Here is a 17,626-nt window from a genome sequence, read left to right as displayed (position 1 = left end):
CCTCCAAAGTTGATTCTGATGCACTCAACTCAGGGGGGCGGTCTTTTGTTCCTCAAGAGTCGTCCGCATCGCCTGCGCCCGCCTGGCCACCACCGCCGTCGCCAGGATCAGCAACCCGGTCAACGCCAGGGACACCACGGTGTTCACGCCCTTCCCGACGTCCACGGACAGCGAAAAGATGATCGCCAGACTGACTAACATGCCGAACAGCAGGCCGACTCCCCACATCGCTGAGAGCAGAATGTGGACGCGGCGGGTGAAGTCCTGCTCGCCGGGTTCCGGTGCGCCGTGCAGGCGTTCGGCCACCACCTGGGTGAGCGGCCTACCGACGACACAGCTGCCCAGGAAGATCAACGCGCCGATCCCGCCGACCAGCGTGTCGCCCACCATCAGCATCCGGGCGTCGGACGTCACCAGTCCCACCGCCAGACTCAGGCCGAAGTTGAGCATCAGGTAGCCGGCGAACGGGTCGAGCCGGCGGGCTCTGATGGCGTCGACGCTCACCTTGATCCCGGCCAGCACCGTCGCGGTCAGCAGTGCGATGTAATCGGACAACCCCGCGGCACGCAGACCGTAGTAGGCGCCCAGCGGCGGCCCGATATCGAGCAGAACTCCGAGCAGGATCGGACGCAGGGCCGGTCGTGGCGCTTGCCCCTCGCTCATCGCGCCGACGCTAGAACGCGGCACTGGCAATTCGCTGTGGGTGGTTCTGCATTTTCGACATGAGAACACCGTCGCCACCGAGCACTGGCCCAGGTGGCGACAGCTCAGACCACGGTGCCGACGACGTTGAGATTGATCGTCTTCACGGGATCGCCGTTGTGGGGCGTGAACAACTTCAGCAGGTTGAGCCGATTGTCGGTCGCCACCACCTTGAACGAATCCGTCCCGCCCTGCGCGGCGAACTCGGAATCGGGCGTGTAGGTGAACGATCCGGTGAGCTCGTCGACTGTCACCGTCCCGTGTGTGGGCGATCCGACGACGATATAGCGCACCTCGGGCCGGACAACGGTCCCGGTGAGTACGCCGTTGAGTGAGCCGTCAGGGTTGAAGCTGCTCACGCTGGTCACTGTTCCGGTCACGCCCCTGAGGTCGCCTGTACCGAGTTCTGGCACCAATGTCGCGAAAGACTGCTCGCTTGCGCCGCCTTCCAGCAGCGTGCCCTCGAATCTGAGGGCGACAACACCGGTTCCGAGGCCGTCGATGGTCACCTCACCCGTCTCGGTTCCGCGGTAGAAGGCGACGCTGTAGTCCTCGGGGTTCAGGTAAGCGCAGGTATTGTCCACCGCGGCTGGAGCATGCCAGTTGTCGCCCGGCGCTCCGCCGAGGATCGCCGGGTTGGTGAACGACAGTCCGATCAGGCCGGGTTCCGGCGCGCAGCCGCAGTCGGTCGGTACGGCGGCCCCGGCATAGACGCTCGAGCGAATCTGGACCGTCTTGCCGAGTTCATCGGGATCGACGGCGTCGATGTTGCCGGTGATGACACCGGTGGCGCTCTGCTCGCCGATCTGCACGGACGTGATGACCGGTGATTTGTTCAAGAATCCGCGCCGCACGAAGGCCAACAGGGCCCAGGCGAACGGCGATTGCCCGGACGGGGTCGTCGGCGACGAACCGATGACGGGGCCCAGGACCGCGTTGAAGAATCCGGTCACCATCTTGTTGATGATGGCCAGCGGTCCCGATGTCGGGAGCGCCGCGGGCAGCGCGAGTTTCGTTGTCGTGGTGGTGGACAACGCGACAGGAGCTGTCGACTGGGCCGCGGGCGACCCGGGGGAGGTTGCGACCGAGGTGGTGATGGCGCTCGTGTTGCTCTCCAGCGGTGCCGAAGGAGTCGGAACCGCGGTCAGGCGGCGTGCAGCTCCGGCGGCCGCCGAGGAACGGGCCGTCATCGCTGACCGCCGAGACGTGGCGGGCTCAGTCCTGCCGGTGACCGGCGAGGCCGACGAAGTGACCGGATCGCCGGCCGGCGCCGGGTTCGGCTCCGAGTCGGCTGGCTCCTGCAGGCTCGTCACCGATGCGGCGACGCCGGTCCGCGATGATGGTGAGCCCGTCGTCGCCGACCTGGGGTGCGTCTTTCGAGTCGAAGCCGTCATGGGCCGCTTCGGCCCGCTCCGCTGGGTGGTGCTGGTCGCCGATGGCGCCGGCTCGGCGGTCGAGGAGGCTGACGTGTTGTCGGAGGATGTAGCCGACGACGAGTCGTCGGCGGCAGAGATGCCGTATCCGGTGGCCACCGCGGCTACCAGCCACGCGGACACCGCGGCGCCCCCGTATCCACCGACCCGAGCGGTGGTCTTGGTGATGCGCGACATCTGTTGCGACCGTGTCGTTCTACCTTCGGTCTGCGTCTGAGTGGATATGGCTCGTGGCATCATCGAGGACCCTTCAGTGTGAGGTGTGATCACCACCACAATGAAGTGTTGAAACGACTTAGTGCACTGCATGTTCCGGTGAATGGACGTTGTCCGTCGTCACAGCCGCACCAGTGAGAACGGGTAGGTGAACGGGCCACCCGGCGCCCCGTCGCAGCCCTCCGCGAATGACGATGTGAGGATGCCCTGTAGCGTCACCGCATCCCAGAAGTAGACATCCCGCGTGGGGACGACCGGACCGTAATACAGGTTGCCGCAACGTAATCCGTCCGGGACGTCGACGGTCAGCGTGTACCGGCCGTCGGCCAATCGGGCATCGCCGATGTACTCGAACGCCTTGGCGACCGGCATCGGGATCGCGTTGACAGTGGCGCAATTCTCCGCAGCTGGGATGCAGTGTGTAATTGCCCAGGTCCACGTGTGAAAATCGTATCGCTCCGGAATGATCAGTTGATAGTTGGCGAAGAACGCCTCTGCCTGGCTTGCGGGCGGACCCACCAGGGTGGCCACCGCCAGCGCAGCACATACGTACACCATTCTCGCGACCTTCATACCGATCCCTTTCCTCGCGACGCCGTCCGAAACAGGCGCGCTACATGTGCGATCCGCCGTCGATCCGGACCTCCGTGCCCGTGATGAAGTACGCATCGTCGCTTCCCAACATCGCCACGACTCCGGCGACTGCATCCGGCTTGGCAAAGATTGCGCCGTCGGCCAGCGGCAACATCGGTGCGACCTTGCCGAACAGGCCGAAGTCGGCGTCCTCGGGCAGACCAGGGCCGATACTCTGCCTCGCGGCACCCGTGCCGTCAGTCATCCCGGATGAGATCGATCCGGGCTGAACGCAATTGAACCGAATGCCGGCCTTGGCGAACTCCGATGCCCAGGCGTGCGTCATCGACAGCACGCCGCCTTTGGAAGCCGCATAGGCCGCCATGTACGGGTGCGCGAAGTGGGCTGAGGTCGAACTGAAGTTGACCACTGCCGGGCCGTTGCCCGTCCGCAACGCCCCGAGGGCCTCTCGCGTGACCAGGAAAGTCCCGACGAGATTGACGCGGAGCACCTGCTCGAAGTCTGCGAGCGTGGTCTCTGCAAGGTGCGATGACCGCAGGATGCCTGCCGCGTTGACAACAGTATCCAGTCCGCCGAGAACCGAGATCGCCTCCGCGACGCCGGTCCGCACCGATGCTTCGTCGCCGATATCCATCACCAGAGGCGAAAGCCGCGCCGCAGATCCGCCCGCTTTGTCGATGGTGTCGCTCAAGCCCTCTGCACTGATATCGGCGGCGACCACGCGGCCACCCTCGGCGAGGATCCGCAGCACGCACGCCTGACCGATACCCGAACCGCCACCGGTGATCAGGACGCGCCGCTCGGCATAACGCGAGAGGTCGGGCGACGGTGGGGTGGATACAGACACAGCACAGCTCCTTGCGGGTGGATGAACGCTTACACGTATCGACAGGAATCACGTTCCCGTGCAACTGGCCTCGGCCGGTGTGATGGTTCCCGGTGGATGGGACGCGGTGTGTCCCACATCATGCATGGCTGTCACCGTTCTGTGGTCAGCGTGCCGACAGGTCGCTTGTGAGGTTCGTCAGAGCCAGTCGTGGAGGGTCCTTCGGTACATGGTGAGCAAGACTCAGGACCGCTGGTCCTCCGGATTGCCGGTCTTCAGAGCGGGCGCTCCGGGACCGATGCGCGCCATCGGCGGTCTGCTGGCCATGTCCGCCGATGCCGTCAAGTTTCTGTTCCAGCGCCCTTTTCAGGGCCGGGAATTCCTGGAGCAGTCCTGGTTCGTGGCCCGGGTGTCGTTGATGCCGACAATCCTCGTCGCGGTTCCGTTCACCGTGCTGGTCAGCTTCACGCTGAACATCCTGTTGCGCGAATTGGGAGCGGCGGACCTGTCGGGAGCGGGTGCGGCTTTTGGCGCCGTCACCCAGGTGGGACCCATGGTCACCGTGCTGATCGTCGCCGGTGCCGGCGCGACGGCGATGTGCGCCGACCTCGGATCGCGAACGGTGCGCGAGGAGATCGATGCCATGGAGGTGCTGGGCATCAACCCCGTGCAGCGTTTGGTCACACCCCGGATGCTCGCCTCGGGACTGGTGGCGCTGCTGCTCAACAGTCTCGTCGTCATCATCGGAATCCTGGGTGGCTACGTCTTCTCCATCTTCATCCAGGGCGTCAACCCGGGTGCGTTCGCTGCCGGCATCACGCTGCTGACAGGTGTACCCGAGGTGATCATCTCGTGCGTGAAGGCCGGGTTGTTCGGGCTGATCGCCGGCCTGGTGGCCTGCTACCGCGGTCTGATGATCAGTGGCGGGGGAGCGAAAGCAGTGGGGAACGCCGTCAACGAGACCGTGGTGTACGCCTTCATGGCGCTGTTCGTGGTGAATGTTCTGGTCACGGCCATCGGCATCCAGATGACATCGGACTAGCCGATGACCCCCACACGAACGCTCCGCCCGCACCTTGCGCGGGAACTGAACAGACCCGTGAGCACCCTGGGGAGAATCGGTGATCACACGATGTTCTACGGCCGCTCGCTGGCCGGTGTGCCGCATGCAGTTGTCCATTACCGGCGTGAGGTCATCCGTCTCGTTGCCGAGATCAGCATGGGCGCAGGCACGCTGGCGATGATCGGCGGGACGGTGGTGATCGTCGGGTTCCTCACCCTGGCCGCCGGCGGCACCCTGGCCGTGCAGGGCTACAGCTCGTTGGGTGACATCGGGATCGAAGCTCTGACCGGATTCCTGGCGGCATTCATCAACGTCCGGATCTCGGCGCCCGTCGTCGCCGGCATCGGCCTGGCTGCCACATTCGGCGCCGGCGTCACGGCCCAATTGGGTGCCATGCGGATCAATGAAGAGATCGACGCATTGGATGCCATGGCAATTCGTCCCGTCGAGTACCTGGTGAGCACCCGCATCATCGCCGGCATGATCGCCATCACGCCGCTCTACTCGATCGCGGTGATTCTGTCGTTCATGGCCAGCAAGCTGACCACGGTGGGGTTGTTCGGGCAGTCGGCGGGCCTGTACAACCACTATTTTTCGACGTTCCTCAACCCGGTTGATCTGCTGTGGTCTTTCCTGCAGGCGATCCTGATGGCGATCGCGGTGCTGCTGGTGCACACCTACTTCGGGTACTTCGCCAGCGGTGGACCTTCCGGTGTCGGCGTCGCAGTGGGCAACGCCGTCCGAACATCCCTGATCGTCGTGATCTCCGTGACATTGCTGGTGTCCCTGTCGATCTACGGCTCCCACGGCAACTTCAACCTGTCGGGATAGGGCGGAACGCAGATGGCGATCAGTTCGAAAGTCAGACGTCCCCTCGTGGGCCTGGTGACGGTGGGCGTGGGCCTGGCTGTCGTCGCACTCTCGGTCGGATTGTTCCGGGGGAGCTTCACCACGACGGTTCCGGTCACCGTGCTGTCCGAACGCGCGGGTCTGGTGATGAACGCCGATGCCAAGGTCAAACTCAATGGTGCGCAGGTAGGTTCGGTTCAATCGATCGAATCTCTCAACGACGGCCGTGCCGCGCTGCACCTGGCCATGGATCCGTCGTATATGGAGATCATCCCCGCCAACGTTCGGGTGGACATTTCGTCCACCACGGTCTTCGGCTCGAAATTCGTGGAACTGGTGTCTCCGCCAGACCCCTCGGCGCAGGCGCTGCGTCCTGGACAAGTGCTCGACGCCGGCCATGTCACCGTCGAGATCAACACGGTCTTCGAACAGCTGTCGACCGTATTGAAGAAGATCGAACCCACCAAACTCAACGAGACCCTGGGTGCATTGGCCACCGCGCTGGACGGCCGGGGCGACCAGATCGGCCAGATGCTGGCGGATTTCGACGGGTTTCTCGCCAAGATCGACCCGAGTCTGCCGACCATGGAGCACGAGATCGGCACGGCACCCGAGGTCATCACCGCCTACGCCGATGCATCCCCTGATCTGATCACCACCGTCGACGCCGCAACGCAGATGAGCGACACGCTGGTCGACGAACGGCAAAACCTCGACGCGCTGCTGGTGAGCGTCATCGGCCTGGCCGACACCGGGACCGAAGTGGTCGGTGTCAACCGACAGGCGATCACCGACGTCATGCACCTGCTCGTCCCGACCACCGATTTGACCAACGAATACAACCCGGCGTTGACCTGCGGGCTCGGCGGCGCGGTGCAGTTGGCCAAAGCACCAGGTACGCCGTTGCCCGGTGGCGTGCTCCTCCAGACGATCGTCCTCGGTCAGGAACGCTACCGCTATCCGCAGAACCTGCCCAAGGTGGCGGCCACCGGCGGACCGCAGTGCACCGACCTCCCCAAGGTGCCCTTCCAGAAGAGCCCGCCGTTCGTGATCGCCGATGTCAACGCCAACCCTGCCCAGTACGGCAATGAAGGGATCCTGCTGAACTCCGACGGCCTCAAACAGGCACTGTTCGGCCCGATTGACGGGCCTCCCCGCAACTCCGCGCAGGTCGGACAACCCGGATGAGTGCAATGACCAGGACGGCAATCAAGTTCGGAGCATTCGCCCTCACGATGGTCGTGTTGACCGCAGGGCTCTTCGCCATCTTCAGTCAATATCGATCAGGATCCACCGTGGGCTACTCGGCTCTGTTCCGGGATGCATCGAGCCTCAAATCCGGTGACTCGGTGCGGATCTCCGGGATTCGGGTAGGCACGGTGCAAGATGTCGACCTGCAGTCGGACAACACTGTCCTGGTCGCTTTCGACGCGGATGACAACATCCGCCTCACCGAGAACACCAAGGTGGCCGTGCGCTATCTGAACCTGGTCGGTGACCGTTACCTGGAACTCCTCGATCAACCTGGATCGACCAGAATCCGGCCACCCGGCACGCGATTCGGGGTCGATCAGACCGAACCGGCGCTGAACCTCGATCTTCTGCTCGGCGGTCTCAAACCGGTCATCCAAGGACTCAACCCCGACGATGTCAATGCGCTGACCAGTTCGCTGATCCAGATCCTGCAGGGCCAGGGCGGTGACCTGGAGTCGTTATTCGCTCGGACATCGTCATTCACCAACGCGTTGGCCGACAACGGGCAGACCGTGGAGAGCCTCATCGACAATCTCAATGACACACTGACCGTGCTGTCCAAGGACGGCGAGAAGTTCTCCGGCGCGGTGGACGGGCTGGAGCGTCTGGTCACGGGCCTCGCGCAGGAGCGCGACCCGATCGGTGAGGCCGTCACCGCACTGGACAACGGGACAGCCTCGCTGGCAGGCCTGCTCACCGAGGCGCGCCCGCCGTTGTCGGGCACCGTGGACCAGCTCACCCGACTTGCCCCGCTGCTGGCCAACGACACCGACCTGGCCCGTCTCGACCTCGTCCTGCAGAAGACCCCGCAGAACTACCGGAAACTGGTCCGGCTCGGCTCCTATGGGAGCTGGCTGAATCTCTATCTCTGTGGAATCTCGATTCGAGTGTCCGATCTGCAGGGACGTACAGCCCACTTCCCATGGGTCATCCAGAACACCGGAAGGTGCGGGGAACCCTGATGCTGAAATATCGTCAATCATCCCTGGTGCGTTCAGGATTCATCGGACTGGTGCTGATCGTGCTGATCATCGCTGTTGGGTTACAGCCCCAGCAGTTGGTGGCCATGGCCACCTCGGTTCGGTACCAGGCCGTCTTCGCCGAAGCAGGCGGACTGACCGCCGGTAACAACGTCAAGATCTCCGGTGTCACCGTCGGCACCGTGTCCGATGTCGAACTCGACAAGGGAGCGGCGTTGGTGACCTTCGCCGTCAACAGCAAGGTTCGACTCGGCACAGACACCATCGCGCAGATCGGCATCGGCACATTGCTCGGCGAGCGGGTATTGGTGGTCGAGCCGCGTGGCAACGACCGCATGCGGGCCCTCGGAGTGATTCCGTTGGCGCGCACGTCGTCTCCGTACTCGTTGACGGAGGCGCTCAATGAGTTCACCGCCAATACCGCCGAGACCGATACTGCTGCCATCAACCAATCGCTGGATGTGCTGTCGGAGACCGTCGAACGTCTTGCGCCGCAGCTGGGCCCGACGTTCGACGGTGTGAGCCGGCTGTCGAAATCGCTGAACAGCCGCAACGAGTCGCTGAGCGGTCTGCTCTCCACCGCTGCCGATGTCACCGGAATACTCTCGGAACGAAGTCAACAGGTGAACAGCTTGCTACTGAACGCCAACGATCTGCTCGGCGTGCTGCAGGATCGTCGGTACGCGATCGTCAACCTGCTCGCCAACACCACAGCAGTGGCTCAGCAGTTATCCGCCCTGGTCGACGAGAACGAGCAGGAACTTGCACCGACCCTCGAACAGCTCAACCGTGTCTCGGAGGTGCTCGAACGCAATCGGGACAATCTGACCAAATCGCTCAACGGCCTGGCCAAGTACCAGCTGACCCAGGGTGAAGCGGTCAACAACGGGTTCTACTACTACGGTTTCGCATCCAACCTGCTGCCGGGACCGGCTATTCAGCCGTTTCTCGACTACGCACTCGGGTTCCGTCGCGGTGTCGACGCGGGGCAACCACCGGACAACGCCGGCCCCCGCGCGGAATTCCCGTTCCCCTACAACGGCATCCCCGGAGGTTCGCGATGATGGCTCTCGGTCCGCGGACCAGAAAGGTGACCGTCGTCGCGATTGTCGCGACCCTGGTAGCCGGCCTCGGCTTCGTTGCCTATCGGCAGTTCCTGAGCCCGAAGACGATCACTGCCTACTTCACGTCCGCGACCGCCATCTACCCCGGCGATGAGGTCCGTGTCGTCGGCGTCCGCGTCGGCACCATCGACGCGATCGAACCGCTGGGCACCCGGACCCGGGTCACGCTGAAGGTCGACCGCGATGTCCCGGTGCCGGCGGACGCCAACGCCATCATCGTGGCGCCCAACCTCGTCTCTGCCCGTTATGTGCAGCTGACACCCGCCTACGGCGCGTCACCGGAGTCCAGCGGTGCCACCATGTCAGATGGTGCCGAGATCGGCGAGGACCGCACGGCGATCCCGGTCGAGTGGGACGACATCAAGGAGCAACTGACCCGGCTCGCAGCCGAACTCGGCCCGGCCAGCGGCGTAGCGGACACCTCGTTGGGACGCTTCATCGACAGCACGGCAGATGCCATGGCGGGCAACGGGGATCGGCTGCGCGAGACCATCACCCAGCTGTCAGATGTCGGCAGAATTCTCGGTGAGGGCAGCGGAGACATCGTCGATGTCATCAAGAACCTCCAGGTGTTCGTCACCGCCCTGCGTGACAGCAACACCCAGATCGTGCAATTTCAGGATCGTCTCGCCGACGTGACCAGTGTGGTCGACGGCAGTCGTGGCGATCTGGATTCGGCCATCAAGGAGCTGTCCACGGCCGTCGGTAAAGTCCAGCGCTTTGTCGCCGGGTCGCGTGACCAGACCGCGGAGCAGATCGAACGTCTCGCAAATGTGACGCAGGTGCTCTCCGACAACAGCATGGCGGTCAAGAACATTCTGCACGCGGCGCCGAACGCTCTGGTCAACGGCTACAACATCTACAACCCCGATTCCGGCGGCCCCCGCGGATCGTTTGCGATGAACAACTTCTCCAACCCCGTCGCGACGGTCTGTTCGGCGATCGCGGCCGTCGAGAACGTCACCGCCGCAGAGTCGGGCAAGGCCTGCGCGCAGTATCTGGGGCCCGCGCTGCGGCTGATGAACTTCAACCATCTGCCATTCCCGTTCAACGCCTATCTGGGGCCGGCGCCGAAGAACGTGATCTATTCCGATCCGAACCTGGCGCCCGGCGGTAGCGGTGCAGCCCCCCTCCCGGCCGAGATAGCACCTGCCGTATCGGCCTACACCGGCGCCGGCGATGTGCCGCCACCGCCGGGCTGGAGCGATCCACCGCAGCCGCCGGGCGCGTATGCCCCGAACGGACTTCCGGCTGCCCGCACGCCTGCGCTCTATCCGGGTGCGCCCGTCCCGCCCGGTGTGCCCGTGCCGCCGCCGGCACCTGCTGCGTCCAACCTGACGGAACTGCTGCTCCCCGCCGAGGCCGGCGTCGCGGCACCCCATCCAGGAGGCACTCCGTGATGACACCGAAGGCAACGCGCAGGTCAGCCGCGATCGCCTGTTGCGCGGTGCTGGTGACGTCCGGGTGCTCGTTTGACGGCATCAACTCACTGCCCTTGCCCGGCACCGTGGGTACCGCGTCGGACGCGACGACCTACCGGGTGCAGATCGCCAATGTGGCTACTCTTGAATCCAATTCGCCTGTCATGGTCGACGATGTCGTCATCGGAACGGTCCGCAGGATGACGGTGGACAACTGGACTGCCAACGTCGAGATCTCCGTCAAGCCCGGCGCAGTGGTCCCGGCGAACGCCATAGCCACCGTGGGCCAGACGAGCCTGCTCGGGTCGATGCATCTGGCGCTCGATCCGCCGTTGGGCCAGGAGCCCGCGGGCCGGTTGGAGCCGGGCGCCACGATTCCTTTGAACAGGGCGTCGACCTACCCTTCGACCGAAGAGACGCTCTCCTCCCTGTCGGTGGTGGCGAACGGTGGCGGACTCACTCAGATCGGTGACATCGTCCGCAATTTCAACGCTGCACTCGACGGCCGCCAAGTCCAGATCCGCGACCTGCTCACCCGGATGAACACGGTGATCGGTCTGCTGGACAGCCAGAAAGACAACATCATCGCGACGATCTCGGCGCTGAATCGACTCGCGGGGACGTTCGCCGGCCAGCGTGGTGTGCTCACAAACGCACTGAACCGCATCCCGGCGGCACTGGACGTACTCAACGAACAGCGACCCCGAATCACCAGTGCATTGACGAAGCTGGGCACCTTCAGCGATACCGCCTCACAACTGATCGACGAGTCGCAGGCCGATATCGTGCGCAACCTCCGGAACCTCGAACCGACGGTGCGCGCACTGGCCGATGTGGGACCCGACCTGGCGACGGCACTGACCTACCTGCCGACCTACCCCTACACCCAGGAATTCATCGATCGCGGTATCCGCGGCGACTACATGAATCAGTTCATCGTGTTCGACTTCACGATTCCGCGACTGAAAAAGGGGATGCTCCTGGGCACCAGGTGGGGAGACCCTGATGCGTCGCTGGTTCCGGCCCCCGGCGATCCCTGGTATTCGACGTATACCCGCGATCCGCTGACGGCGCCCTTCACCCCGATTCCGAACGAGGTGGCCGCCATTCCGCCGCTGATCGACGCCGCGCCGACAGATCCGGTCCAGTCCGCGCCGGTCGACCATGCCATGGCGCCGATCGAAGGGGGCAACTGATGTTGACACGCTTCGTCCGAAACCAGTTGATCATCTTCACGATCGCCTCGGTGATCGGCGTCGGCACGATGATCTTCGTCTACCTGCAGGCTCCGATGCTGCTCGGTCTCGGGCGGATCGGGGTCACGTTGCAGGTTCCCGCGACGGGCGGCCTCTACCAATTCTCGAACGTGACCTATCGGGGCGTCGAGGTCGGAAAGGTCACCGAGGTCCGGCCCACCCGCGCCGGCGCCGAGGTGACGATGTCGCTGCAGCGGTCACCGAAGATCCCCGCCGACCTTCAGGCCAATGTCCGCAGTGTGTCGGCCGTCGGTGAGCAGTACGTGGATCTGGTGCCCCGCACCGAGGACGAGCCCTACCTGGAGGACGGCTCGGTCATCACCGTGGAGAATGCGTCGCTGCCCCAAGCCGTCGGGCCCATGCTCGATCAGATGAGTGCCTTGGTCGACAGCGTCCCGACGGGAAAACTCGGCGACCTGCTCGATGAATCATTCAAGGCGCTCAACGGAACCGGCGATGATCTCGGCGCCCTGTTCGACGCCTCGGGTGAGCTGGCGGCCGGGCTCAACGATGCGTCGGGCAACGCCCGCGACCTGATCGAGGACGGCCGCCCGTTGCTGGACGGTCAGGCCGAGAAGGTCGATTCGATCCGGTTATGGGCACGGAGCCTGGCCGGCATCACCGGTCAGATCGCCGACCGGGACCAGGAAGTGCGCACAATCCTGCAGACCGGTTCGGGTGCCGCGAATGAGGCGTCGCGGCTGCTCAATCAGATCAAGCCGACGCTGCCGGTGCTGCTCGCCAATCTCACCACTGTCGGCCAGATCGCCGTCACCTATCATCCCTCGATCGAGCAACTCCTGGTACTTCTGCCGCCGTATCTGGCAGCCACCCAGTCCTACGGGTCATCCCTGCAGAACCCGACCGGGATGGCATTGTCGGAGTTCACCCTGACCCTTGGTGATCCTCCGGCCTGTTCGGTGGGCTTCCTGCCACCCTCTTCGTGGCGCTCGCCGTCGGACCTGACCGATGTGGACACCCCGGACGGGCTGTACTGCAAGCTTCCCCAGGATTCCCCGATCGGCGTGCGCGGGGCGAGGAACTTCCCGTGCATGGACAAGCCCGGGAAGCGCGCGCCAACGGTCGAGATCTGTGAGAGTGACCGCCCGTATGAACCGCTTGCCATGCGTCAGCACGCCACCGGCCCGTACCCGATCGATCCCAGCCTGATCGCTCAGGGCGTTCCCCCCGATGATCGAATCACCCTCGACGAGCAGATCTTCGGGCCCGTGGCGGGAACCCCGATGCCGCCACCGGCGGCAGCCGAAGTCGTGCCCCCGCCTGTCGAGGGAGGTGCCGCACCGGCGGTTCCCAGTAGCGCGCACTCCACAGGAGATGACGGACCCTCGGTGGCCTTCGCGACCTACAACACTGCGACCGGGCAGTACGCCGCCCCCGACGGCAAGGTCTACAGCCAGCCAGATCTGGTTCAGCCGGCCGCGCAGAGCTGGGAAGAGTTGATGCCCAAATGATCTCGCTGGTCAGGTGATCTTGACCAGCTTGAACGGCATGTTGATGTACACCGGTTTGTTCACGCCGCAGGCACCGCTGGGCCCGGTGGTGACGTCCTCGCCCACGAGAGTGGTCGAGGTGAGATCGAAGTTGGCGCCCTCGGGCGTCATCGGCTTGAAGCGGAACACCTGCAGCCCGGGTGCCGTGCTGCCGTCGGGGCAGGGGATCCACCCGTCGACGGTGTGCTTGACGTACCAGACGCCGCTTTTTTGATAGATCGGCGCCGCCCAGCCCCAATCACTTTCGACGGTGCCGGTGCACTCGCCGGGGTAGCTGCACTGAGTCTCGACTGTCCAGGTGCTGCGTAGGCTGGCCTGGTCGTAAAAGACCTCGTTCTTACGCGCCCACTCCCCGTTCGAGGTCGCGGTGTAGGTGCCGTTGAGGCCCCAGTCCGGATTGTCGGCGTGTGCGGTGGGCGTCGTCGCCGCGCCGGTGATGGCGGCGGCGAGGACGATTGCGGGTACACGCAGCATTGCCTGCTCCTATGACTGGCCTGCTGCCCGGAATCAGCAGCGCACAAAGTAAATACCCGCCTCGAGACGGCGGCCGCCAACGTGTCCGCTGAGTGGGCCACCTTCGTCCGACGCTGCCCACTTCCTGACAGAGTGCCGAACGTGCGAAAGAGTGCGGTGCTGGCGGCGGTATCGCTGGCCGCTGGGCTGATGATGTCCGCCCCGGCTCAGGCGGACATACCAACCTGCGACGGTCCGACATGCACACCGGGTATCACTCCCGGCGTGATTCTCGGCGCGACCTGCTCGGACACCGCCACCTTCGTCTTCGGAACGACCTCGTGGGGCCGGATGGTGTTCTGCGGCTCACCGCGCCGATACGAGCCCCGATACTTCCGTTCGCCGTCGATGGCCGGAGTGAAGGAACTCGGCGCCAGCTGCGCCGGTTACGAGAACTGGGTGGCGCAAGCGCCCGATGGCCTGTTCCTCAGCTGCCATGCCCGGAACGGGAGCGCACTGTGGGGTCGCGGGGATGAATAGGAGATTCATCGCGGCGTTGTGTGCCGGGGCCGCCGCGCTCGCGACAGCCGTTCCCGCCCAATCCGACCCGCCGACTCTTCGTGCTGTCACCTACACCGTGACCACCGCGAATCCAGTGTCTGCAGACATCTATTTCCGCGATGTCGACCCGCCGAATTGGGCGGACTACAGCCACAACCCATACATGTTCAGTCCGAAGGTCAGCGTCGAGCTGGGGCCCGACCGGCCCTGGGTCCTGCGAGCCGCATTGGTCGATCCGGACAGGTGGGCCATGGTCTCGGCCACCAGCGGACGGCACCCCGTGGACCCGATGTTTCGATGCGAGCTGGCGATCGACGGTGTCGTTGTCGCGACTGCAGAAGGCGCCAAAGGCGCACTCTGCGCCATACGTCACTGGTGACCGGCAGATCTGTGACGTGGCCCACTGGATGGGAACGTGCCCCGGGGCGGCCGGGTCTTCGGAATAGCGTGCCGGTATGTCGGTAACCGAAGCGTCGTCGGACCTCACGGCCGACCAGGCCGAGCTCGAGGTTGTTGAAGCAGAGCGGCGGGCGGCCGAGGCGCGAGCTCGCGTAGATCAGCTGCAGCATAAGCGCGGCGGCACGTCGGACGCGTCGTGGCGCACACGTGCCCGGTTGCGGCTGTCCACGCTGCGATGGGCGCGGATCGCCACCGTCCTGGCTGTGCTGGGCAGCGTTGCCTTGTTCACCGCGAGTGGATACATGATCCAGCAGGGGCACAACGTGCAGGCCGGCGATCGCAACCGCGCCGAGTTCGTCGCCGCGGCACGGCAGGCCGCGGTGACCCTGATGTCCATCGACTTCAACAATCCTCAAGAAAGCGTGCAGCGGATCGTCGACAACTCGACCGGTTCGTTCCGCCAGGAGTTCGAAGGCGCGGCAGACGATTTCATCAAGATGGCGAAAGACGCCAAGGTCACCACCAAGGCAACCGCTACCGCGGCGGCAGTCGAGTCGATCACTGTGGATTCTGCCGTGGCGCTGGTGTCTGTCTCATCCACCGTGACCAACGCGGCGGGCGCAGACGAGGCACCGAGAAGCTGGCGCCTCACTGTGGACCTGCAGCGGGAGGGTGATCAGATCAAGATGGCGAAGGTGGAGTTTGTTCCGTGACGATCAGTGACATGACGGTTGAGGTGGCCGACGACCCGGAAACGGCTGGAAAGAAAGCTGATACGGCACCGCTCGTATCGAGAGTCGTCGTGCGCTGGAGAGGGATTGCCGTCGGGGGATTGGTACTCATCGCTTCGGTTCTGACGGCGGCGCTGTACGTCAACGACTTCCGTCCGATCATGCAGACGGGTGCAGCGGTTGAACAGGTTGTGGTGGATGAAGCGTCATCGGCGACGGTCGCGCTGCTGTCCTACTCGCCCGAAACGCTCGACCGGGATATGGAACGCGCGCAGTCCTTGATGACGGGTGAATTCCTGACCTACTACGGCAAGTTCACCACCGATGTGGTGGCGCCGGCGGTGCGGGACAAAGGAATCAAGGCCAGCGCGCAGGTGATGAACTCGGCGGTAATGGAGATGCAGCCCGACAACGCCAAAGTACTGGTGTTCCTCAACCAGGAAACGATCAGTCGCGACCGCCCTGAGCCTTCACTTGTTGCGAGCAGCGTGGTCGTGAGCGTGACCAAGGTCGACGGAAAGTGGCTGATCTCAGCGCTCGACCCGGTGTGATCACGTAACCACCTGTCCCGCAAGCGCTACCGCGCGACGATGACCGAGGATCCGTGGCCGAAGAGGCCTTGGTTGGCGGTGACGCCGACGGTGGCGTTTTCGACTTGGCGGCCGGTGGCTTGGCCTTTGAGCTGCCAACTGAGNAACCACCTGTCCCGCAAGCGCTACCGCGCGACGATGACTGAGGATCCGTGGCCGAAGAGGCCTTGGTTGGCGGTGACGCCGACGGTGGCGTTTTCGACTTGGCGGCCGGTGGCTTGGCCTTTGAGCTGCCAACTGAGTTCGCAGACTTGGGCGATGGCTTGGGCGGGGATGGCTTCGCCGAAGCTGGCCAGCCCGCCGGAGGCGTTGACCGGGATGCGGCCCCCGAGGGTGGTGGCTCCGGAGCGCAGCAGTTGTTCGGCTTCGCCTTTGGCGCACAGGCCGAGGTGTTCATACCAGTCGAGTTCCAGGGCGGTGGACAGGTCATAGACCTCGGCCAGGGAGAGGTCTTCGGGTCCGATGCCGGCTTCGGCGTAGGCGGCATCCAGTATCTGGTCTTTGAAGACGCGTTCGGGGCCGGGGACCACGGCGGTGGAGTCGGTGGCGATATCGGGTAGTTCGGGGAGGTGCTGGGGGTATTGGGGGCTTTGCAGGCTGACGGCGCGTACCGAGGGGACACCGGCGAGGCTGCCGAGGTGTTTTTCGGTGAAGGATTTGGAGGCCACGATGAGTGCGGCGGCGCCGTCGCTGGTGGCGCAGATGTCGAGCAGGCGCAGCGGGTCGGAGACTACGGGGGAGGCCAGGACGTCTTCGACGGTGGCTTCTTTGCGGTAGCGGGCGTTGGGGTTGTTCAGGCCGTGGCGGGCGTTTTTGACTTTGACCTGGGCGAAGTCGTCCACGGTGGCGCCGTAGAGGTCCATGCGCCGGCGGGCCAGCAGGGCGAAGTAGACGGTGTTGGTGGCGCCGATGAGGTGGAAGCGTTGCCAGTCGGGGTCGTTTTTGCGTTCTCCGCCGACGGGGGCGAAGAAGCCTTTGGGGGTGGTGTCGGCGCCGATGACCAGGGCGACGTCGCAGAAGCCGGCCAGGATCTGGGCGCGTGCTGATTGCAGGGCTTGGGAGCCGGAGGCGCAGGCGGCGTAGCTGGAGGTGACCGGGACGCCGTTCCAGCCGAGTTTTTGGGCGAAGGTGGCGCCGGCGACGAAGCCGGGGTAGCCGTTGCGGATGGTGTCCGCGCCGGCCACGAGTTGTACTTGGCGCCAGTGCAGTCCGGCTTCGGCCAGGGCGGCGCGGGCGGCGACGACGCCGTATTCGGTGAAGTCGCGTCCCCATTTGCCCCAGGGGTGCATGCCGGCGCCGAGGATGTAGACGGGCTCACTCATTGGGCGATCCTCCAGGCGTGGGTGGTGCGGATGACGCCCGCGTCGTCGGTGTAGAGGGCCATGGTGGTCAGTTCCATGGGCATGCCGACCTTGAGGTCGGCGGCCAGGGTGCCTTCGACGACCTTGCCGAGCACGATGAGGCCTTCTTCTTCGAGTTCGACTGCGGCGACGGCGAACGGTTCGAAGGGGTCCGGGGAGGGATACGGCGGGGGTGGTGCGTAGCGGTTTTCGGTGTAGCTCCACACGGTGCCGCGCCGCGACAGCGGGACCAACGCCAGGGTGTCGCTGTCACAGGCCGGGTTGGGGCAGTTGTTCTCCCGCGGCGGGAACACATAGGTCGC

Annotated in this window: 20 protein-coding genes and 1 pseudogene; 13 read left to right on the top strand and 8 right to left on the bottom strand. The window is 64.7% G+C overall.

Annotated elements, in window-relative coordinates:
• Positions 1 to 24: 24 nt before the first annotated feature.
• Positions 25 to 663, bottom strand: a complete 639-nt coding sequence (locus ASE48_RS05420) for a VC0807 family protein (protein WP_057166032.1) — start codon at positions 661 to 663, stop codon at positions 25 to 27.
• A gap of 104 nt (positions 664 to 767) precedes the next feature.
• Complete coding sequence (locus ASE48_RS05415; protein WP_156409063.1) at positions 768 to 1,658, bottom strand: Ig-like domain-containing protein; 891 nt, start codon at positions 1,656 to 1,658, stop codon at positions 768 to 770.
• Positions 1,659 to 1,665: 7 nt separating this feature from the next.
• Here ASE48_RS05415 and ASE48_RS05410 point away from each other — a divergent pair, with 7 nt between their 5' ends.
• Positions 1,666 to 2,352: a hypothetical protein gene (locus tag ASE48_RS05410; RefSeq protein WP_156409062.1), complete on the top strand. Its 687-nt coding sequence runs from the start codon at positions 1,666 to 1,668 to the stop codon at positions 2,350 to 2,352.
• Between the two features lie 119 nt (positions 2,353 to 2,471).
• Here ASE48_RS05410 and ASE48_RS05405 read toward each other — a convergent pair whose 3' ends face one another.
• Together ASE48_RS05405 and ASE48_RS05400 are read right to left on the bottom strand one after the other, a co-directional pair.
• A complete protein-coding gene (locus ASE48_RS05405) occupies positions 2,472 to 2,909 on the bottom strand; it encodes a hypothetical protein (RefSeq protein WP_156409061.1) in 438 nt (145 codons plus the stop codon).
• Between the two features lie 55 nt (positions 2,910 to 2,964).
• Positions 2,965 to 3,792 (bottom strand): SDR family NAD(P)-dependent oxidoreductase, encoded by an 828-nt coding sequence (locus tag ASE48_RS05400; RefSeq protein WP_057166028.1) that lies wholly within the window; start codon positions 3,790 to 3,792, stop codon positions 2,965 to 2,967.
• 208 nt (positions 3,793 to 4,000) lie between these two features.
• Between ASE48_RS05400 and ASE48_RS05395 the strand changes: the two genes are divergently transcribed.
• From ASE48_RS05395 to ASE48_RS05360, 8 genes are read left to right on the top strand one after another with little or no spacing between them, the layout of a single operon-like run.
• Positions 4,001 to 4,813, top strand: coding sequence for an MlaE family ABC transporter permease (locus ASE48_RS05395; protein ID WP_057166027.1), 813 nt, complete (start codon positions 4,001 to 4,003; stop codon positions 4,811 to 4,813).
• Positions 4,814 to 4,816: 3 nt separating this feature from the next.
• A complete protein-coding gene (locus tag ASE48_RS05390) occupies positions 4,817 to 5,665 on the top strand; it encodes an MlaE family ABC transporter permease (protein WP_057166026.1) in 849 nt (282 codons plus the stop codon).
• A 12-nt stretch (positions 5,666 to 5,677) separates the two neighbouring features.
• Entirely contained in the window at positions 5,678 to 6,871 is a 1,194-nt protein-coding gene (locus ASE48_RS05385) for an MCE family protein (RefSeq protein WP_057166025.1), read from the top strand.
• Positions 6,868 to 7,899, top strand: a complete 1,032-nt coding sequence (locus tag ASE48_RS05380) for an MCE family protein (protein WP_057166024.1) — start codon at positions 6,868 to 6,870, stop codon at positions 7,897 to 7,899. Before ASE48_RS05385 ends, ASE48_RS05380 begins: the two co-directional genes overlap by 4 nt.
• Positions 7,899 to 8,981, top strand: coding sequence for an MCE family protein (locus tag ASE48_RS05375; RefSeq protein WP_057166183.1), 1,083 nt, complete (start codon positions 7,899 to 7,901; stop codon positions 8,979 to 8,981). The genes ASE48_RS05380 and ASE48_RS05375 overlap by 1 nt, the downstream gene beginning before the upstream one ends.
• Positions 8,981 to 10,441, top strand: coding sequence for an MCE family protein (locus ASE48_RS05370; RefSeq protein WP_057166182.1), 1,461 nt, complete (start codon positions 8,981 to 8,983; stop codon positions 10,439 to 10,441). The genes ASE48_RS05375 and ASE48_RS05370 overlap by 1 nt, the downstream gene beginning before the upstream one ends.
• Positions 10,441 to 11,658 (top strand): MCE family protein, encoded by a 1,218-nt coding sequence (locus tag ASE48_RS05365; RefSeq protein ID WP_057166023.1) that lies wholly within the window; start codon positions 10,441 to 10,443, stop codon positions 11,656 to 11,658. The genes ASE48_RS05370 and ASE48_RS05365 overlap by 1 nt, the downstream gene beginning before the upstream one ends.
• Entirely contained in the window at positions 11,658 to 13,190 is a 1,533-nt protein-coding gene (locus ASE48_RS05360; RefSeq protein WP_057166022.1) for an MCE family protein, read from the top strand. The genes ASE48_RS05365 and ASE48_RS05360 overlap by 1 nt, the downstream gene beginning before the upstream one ends.
• A gap of 9 nt (positions 13,191 to 13,199) precedes the next feature.
• Here ASE48_RS05360 and ASE48_RS05355 read toward each other — a convergent pair whose 3' ends face one another.
• Entirely contained in the window at positions 13,200 to 13,703 is a 504-nt protein-coding gene (locus tag ASE48_RS05355) for a hypothetical protein (protein WP_057166021.1), read from the bottom strand.
• A 189-nt stretch (positions 13,704 to 13,892) separates the two neighbouring features.
• Here ASE48_RS05355 and ASE48_RS05350 point away from each other — a divergent pair, with 189 nt between their 5' ends.
• The 4 genes from ASE48_RS05350 to ASE48_RS05335 all read left to right on the top strand — a co-directional run bounded on the left by ASE48_RS05350 (position 13,893) and on the right by ASE48_RS05335 (position 15,924).
• Positions 13,893 to 14,222, top strand: coding sequence for a hypothetical protein (locus ASE48_RS05350; protein WP_057166181.1), 330 nt, complete (start codon positions 13,893 to 13,895; stop codon positions 14,220 to 14,222).
• On the top strand, positions 14,215 to 14,622 hold the full coding sequence (locus tag ASE48_RS05345) for a hypothetical protein (protein WP_057166020.1): 408 nt from the start codon (positions 14,215 to 14,217) through the stop codon (positions 14,620 to 14,622). The genes ASE48_RS05350 and ASE48_RS05345 overlap by 8 nt, the downstream gene beginning before the upstream one ends.
• A gap of 76 nt (positions 14,623 to 14,698) precedes the next feature.
• A complete protein-coding gene (locus tag ASE48_RS05340; RefSeq protein ID WP_057166019.1) occupies positions 14,699 to 15,355 on the top strand; it encodes a hypothetical protein in 657 nt (218 codons plus the stop codon).
• Positions 15,352 to 15,924 carry a hypothetical protein gene (locus ASE48_RS05335; protein WP_057166018.1) on the top strand — a complete coding sequence of 191 codons (573 nt, stop codon included), beginning with the start codon at positions 15,352 to 15,354 and terminating at the stop codon, positions 15,922 to 15,924. The genes ASE48_RS05340 and ASE48_RS05335 overlap by 4 nt, the downstream gene beginning before the upstream one ends.
• Positions 15,925 to 15,950: 26 nt before the next feature.
• On the opposite strand, the pseudogene ASE48_RS33790 reads toward ASE48_RS05335, so the two are convergent.
• The 3 genes and pseudogenes from ASE48_RS33790 to ASE48_RS05325 all read right to left on the bottom strand — a co-directional run.
• A pseudogene (locus ASE48_RS33790) lies at positions 15,951 to 16,067 on the bottom strand (hypothetical protein); the annotation flags it as partial.
• A 21-nt stretch (positions 16,068 to 16,088) separates the two neighbouring features.
• Positions 16,089 to 17,285 carry a lipid-transfer protein gene (locus ASE48_RS05330; RefSeq protein ID WP_057166017.1) on the bottom strand — a complete coding sequence of 399 codons (1,197 nt, stop codon included), beginning with the start codon at positions 17,283 to 17,285 and terminating at the stop codon, positions 16,089 to 16,091.
• On the bottom strand, positions 17,282 to 17,626 hold a 345-nt coding region (locus ASE48_RS05325), incomplete at its 5' end, for a Zn-ribbon domain-containing OB-fold protein (RefSeq protein WP_057166016.1). The genes ASE48_RS05325 and ASE48_RS05330, both read right to left, overlap by 4 nt.

The sequence above is a fragment of the Mycobacterium sp. Root265 genome (genome assembly GCF_001428895.1).
GTDB lineage: Bacteria > Actinomycetota > Actinomycetes > Mycobacteriales > Mycobacteriaceae > Mycobacterium.
Note: the sequence above shows the minus strand (reverse complement) of the source record. Positions and strands in the feature narration are given on the sequence as shown.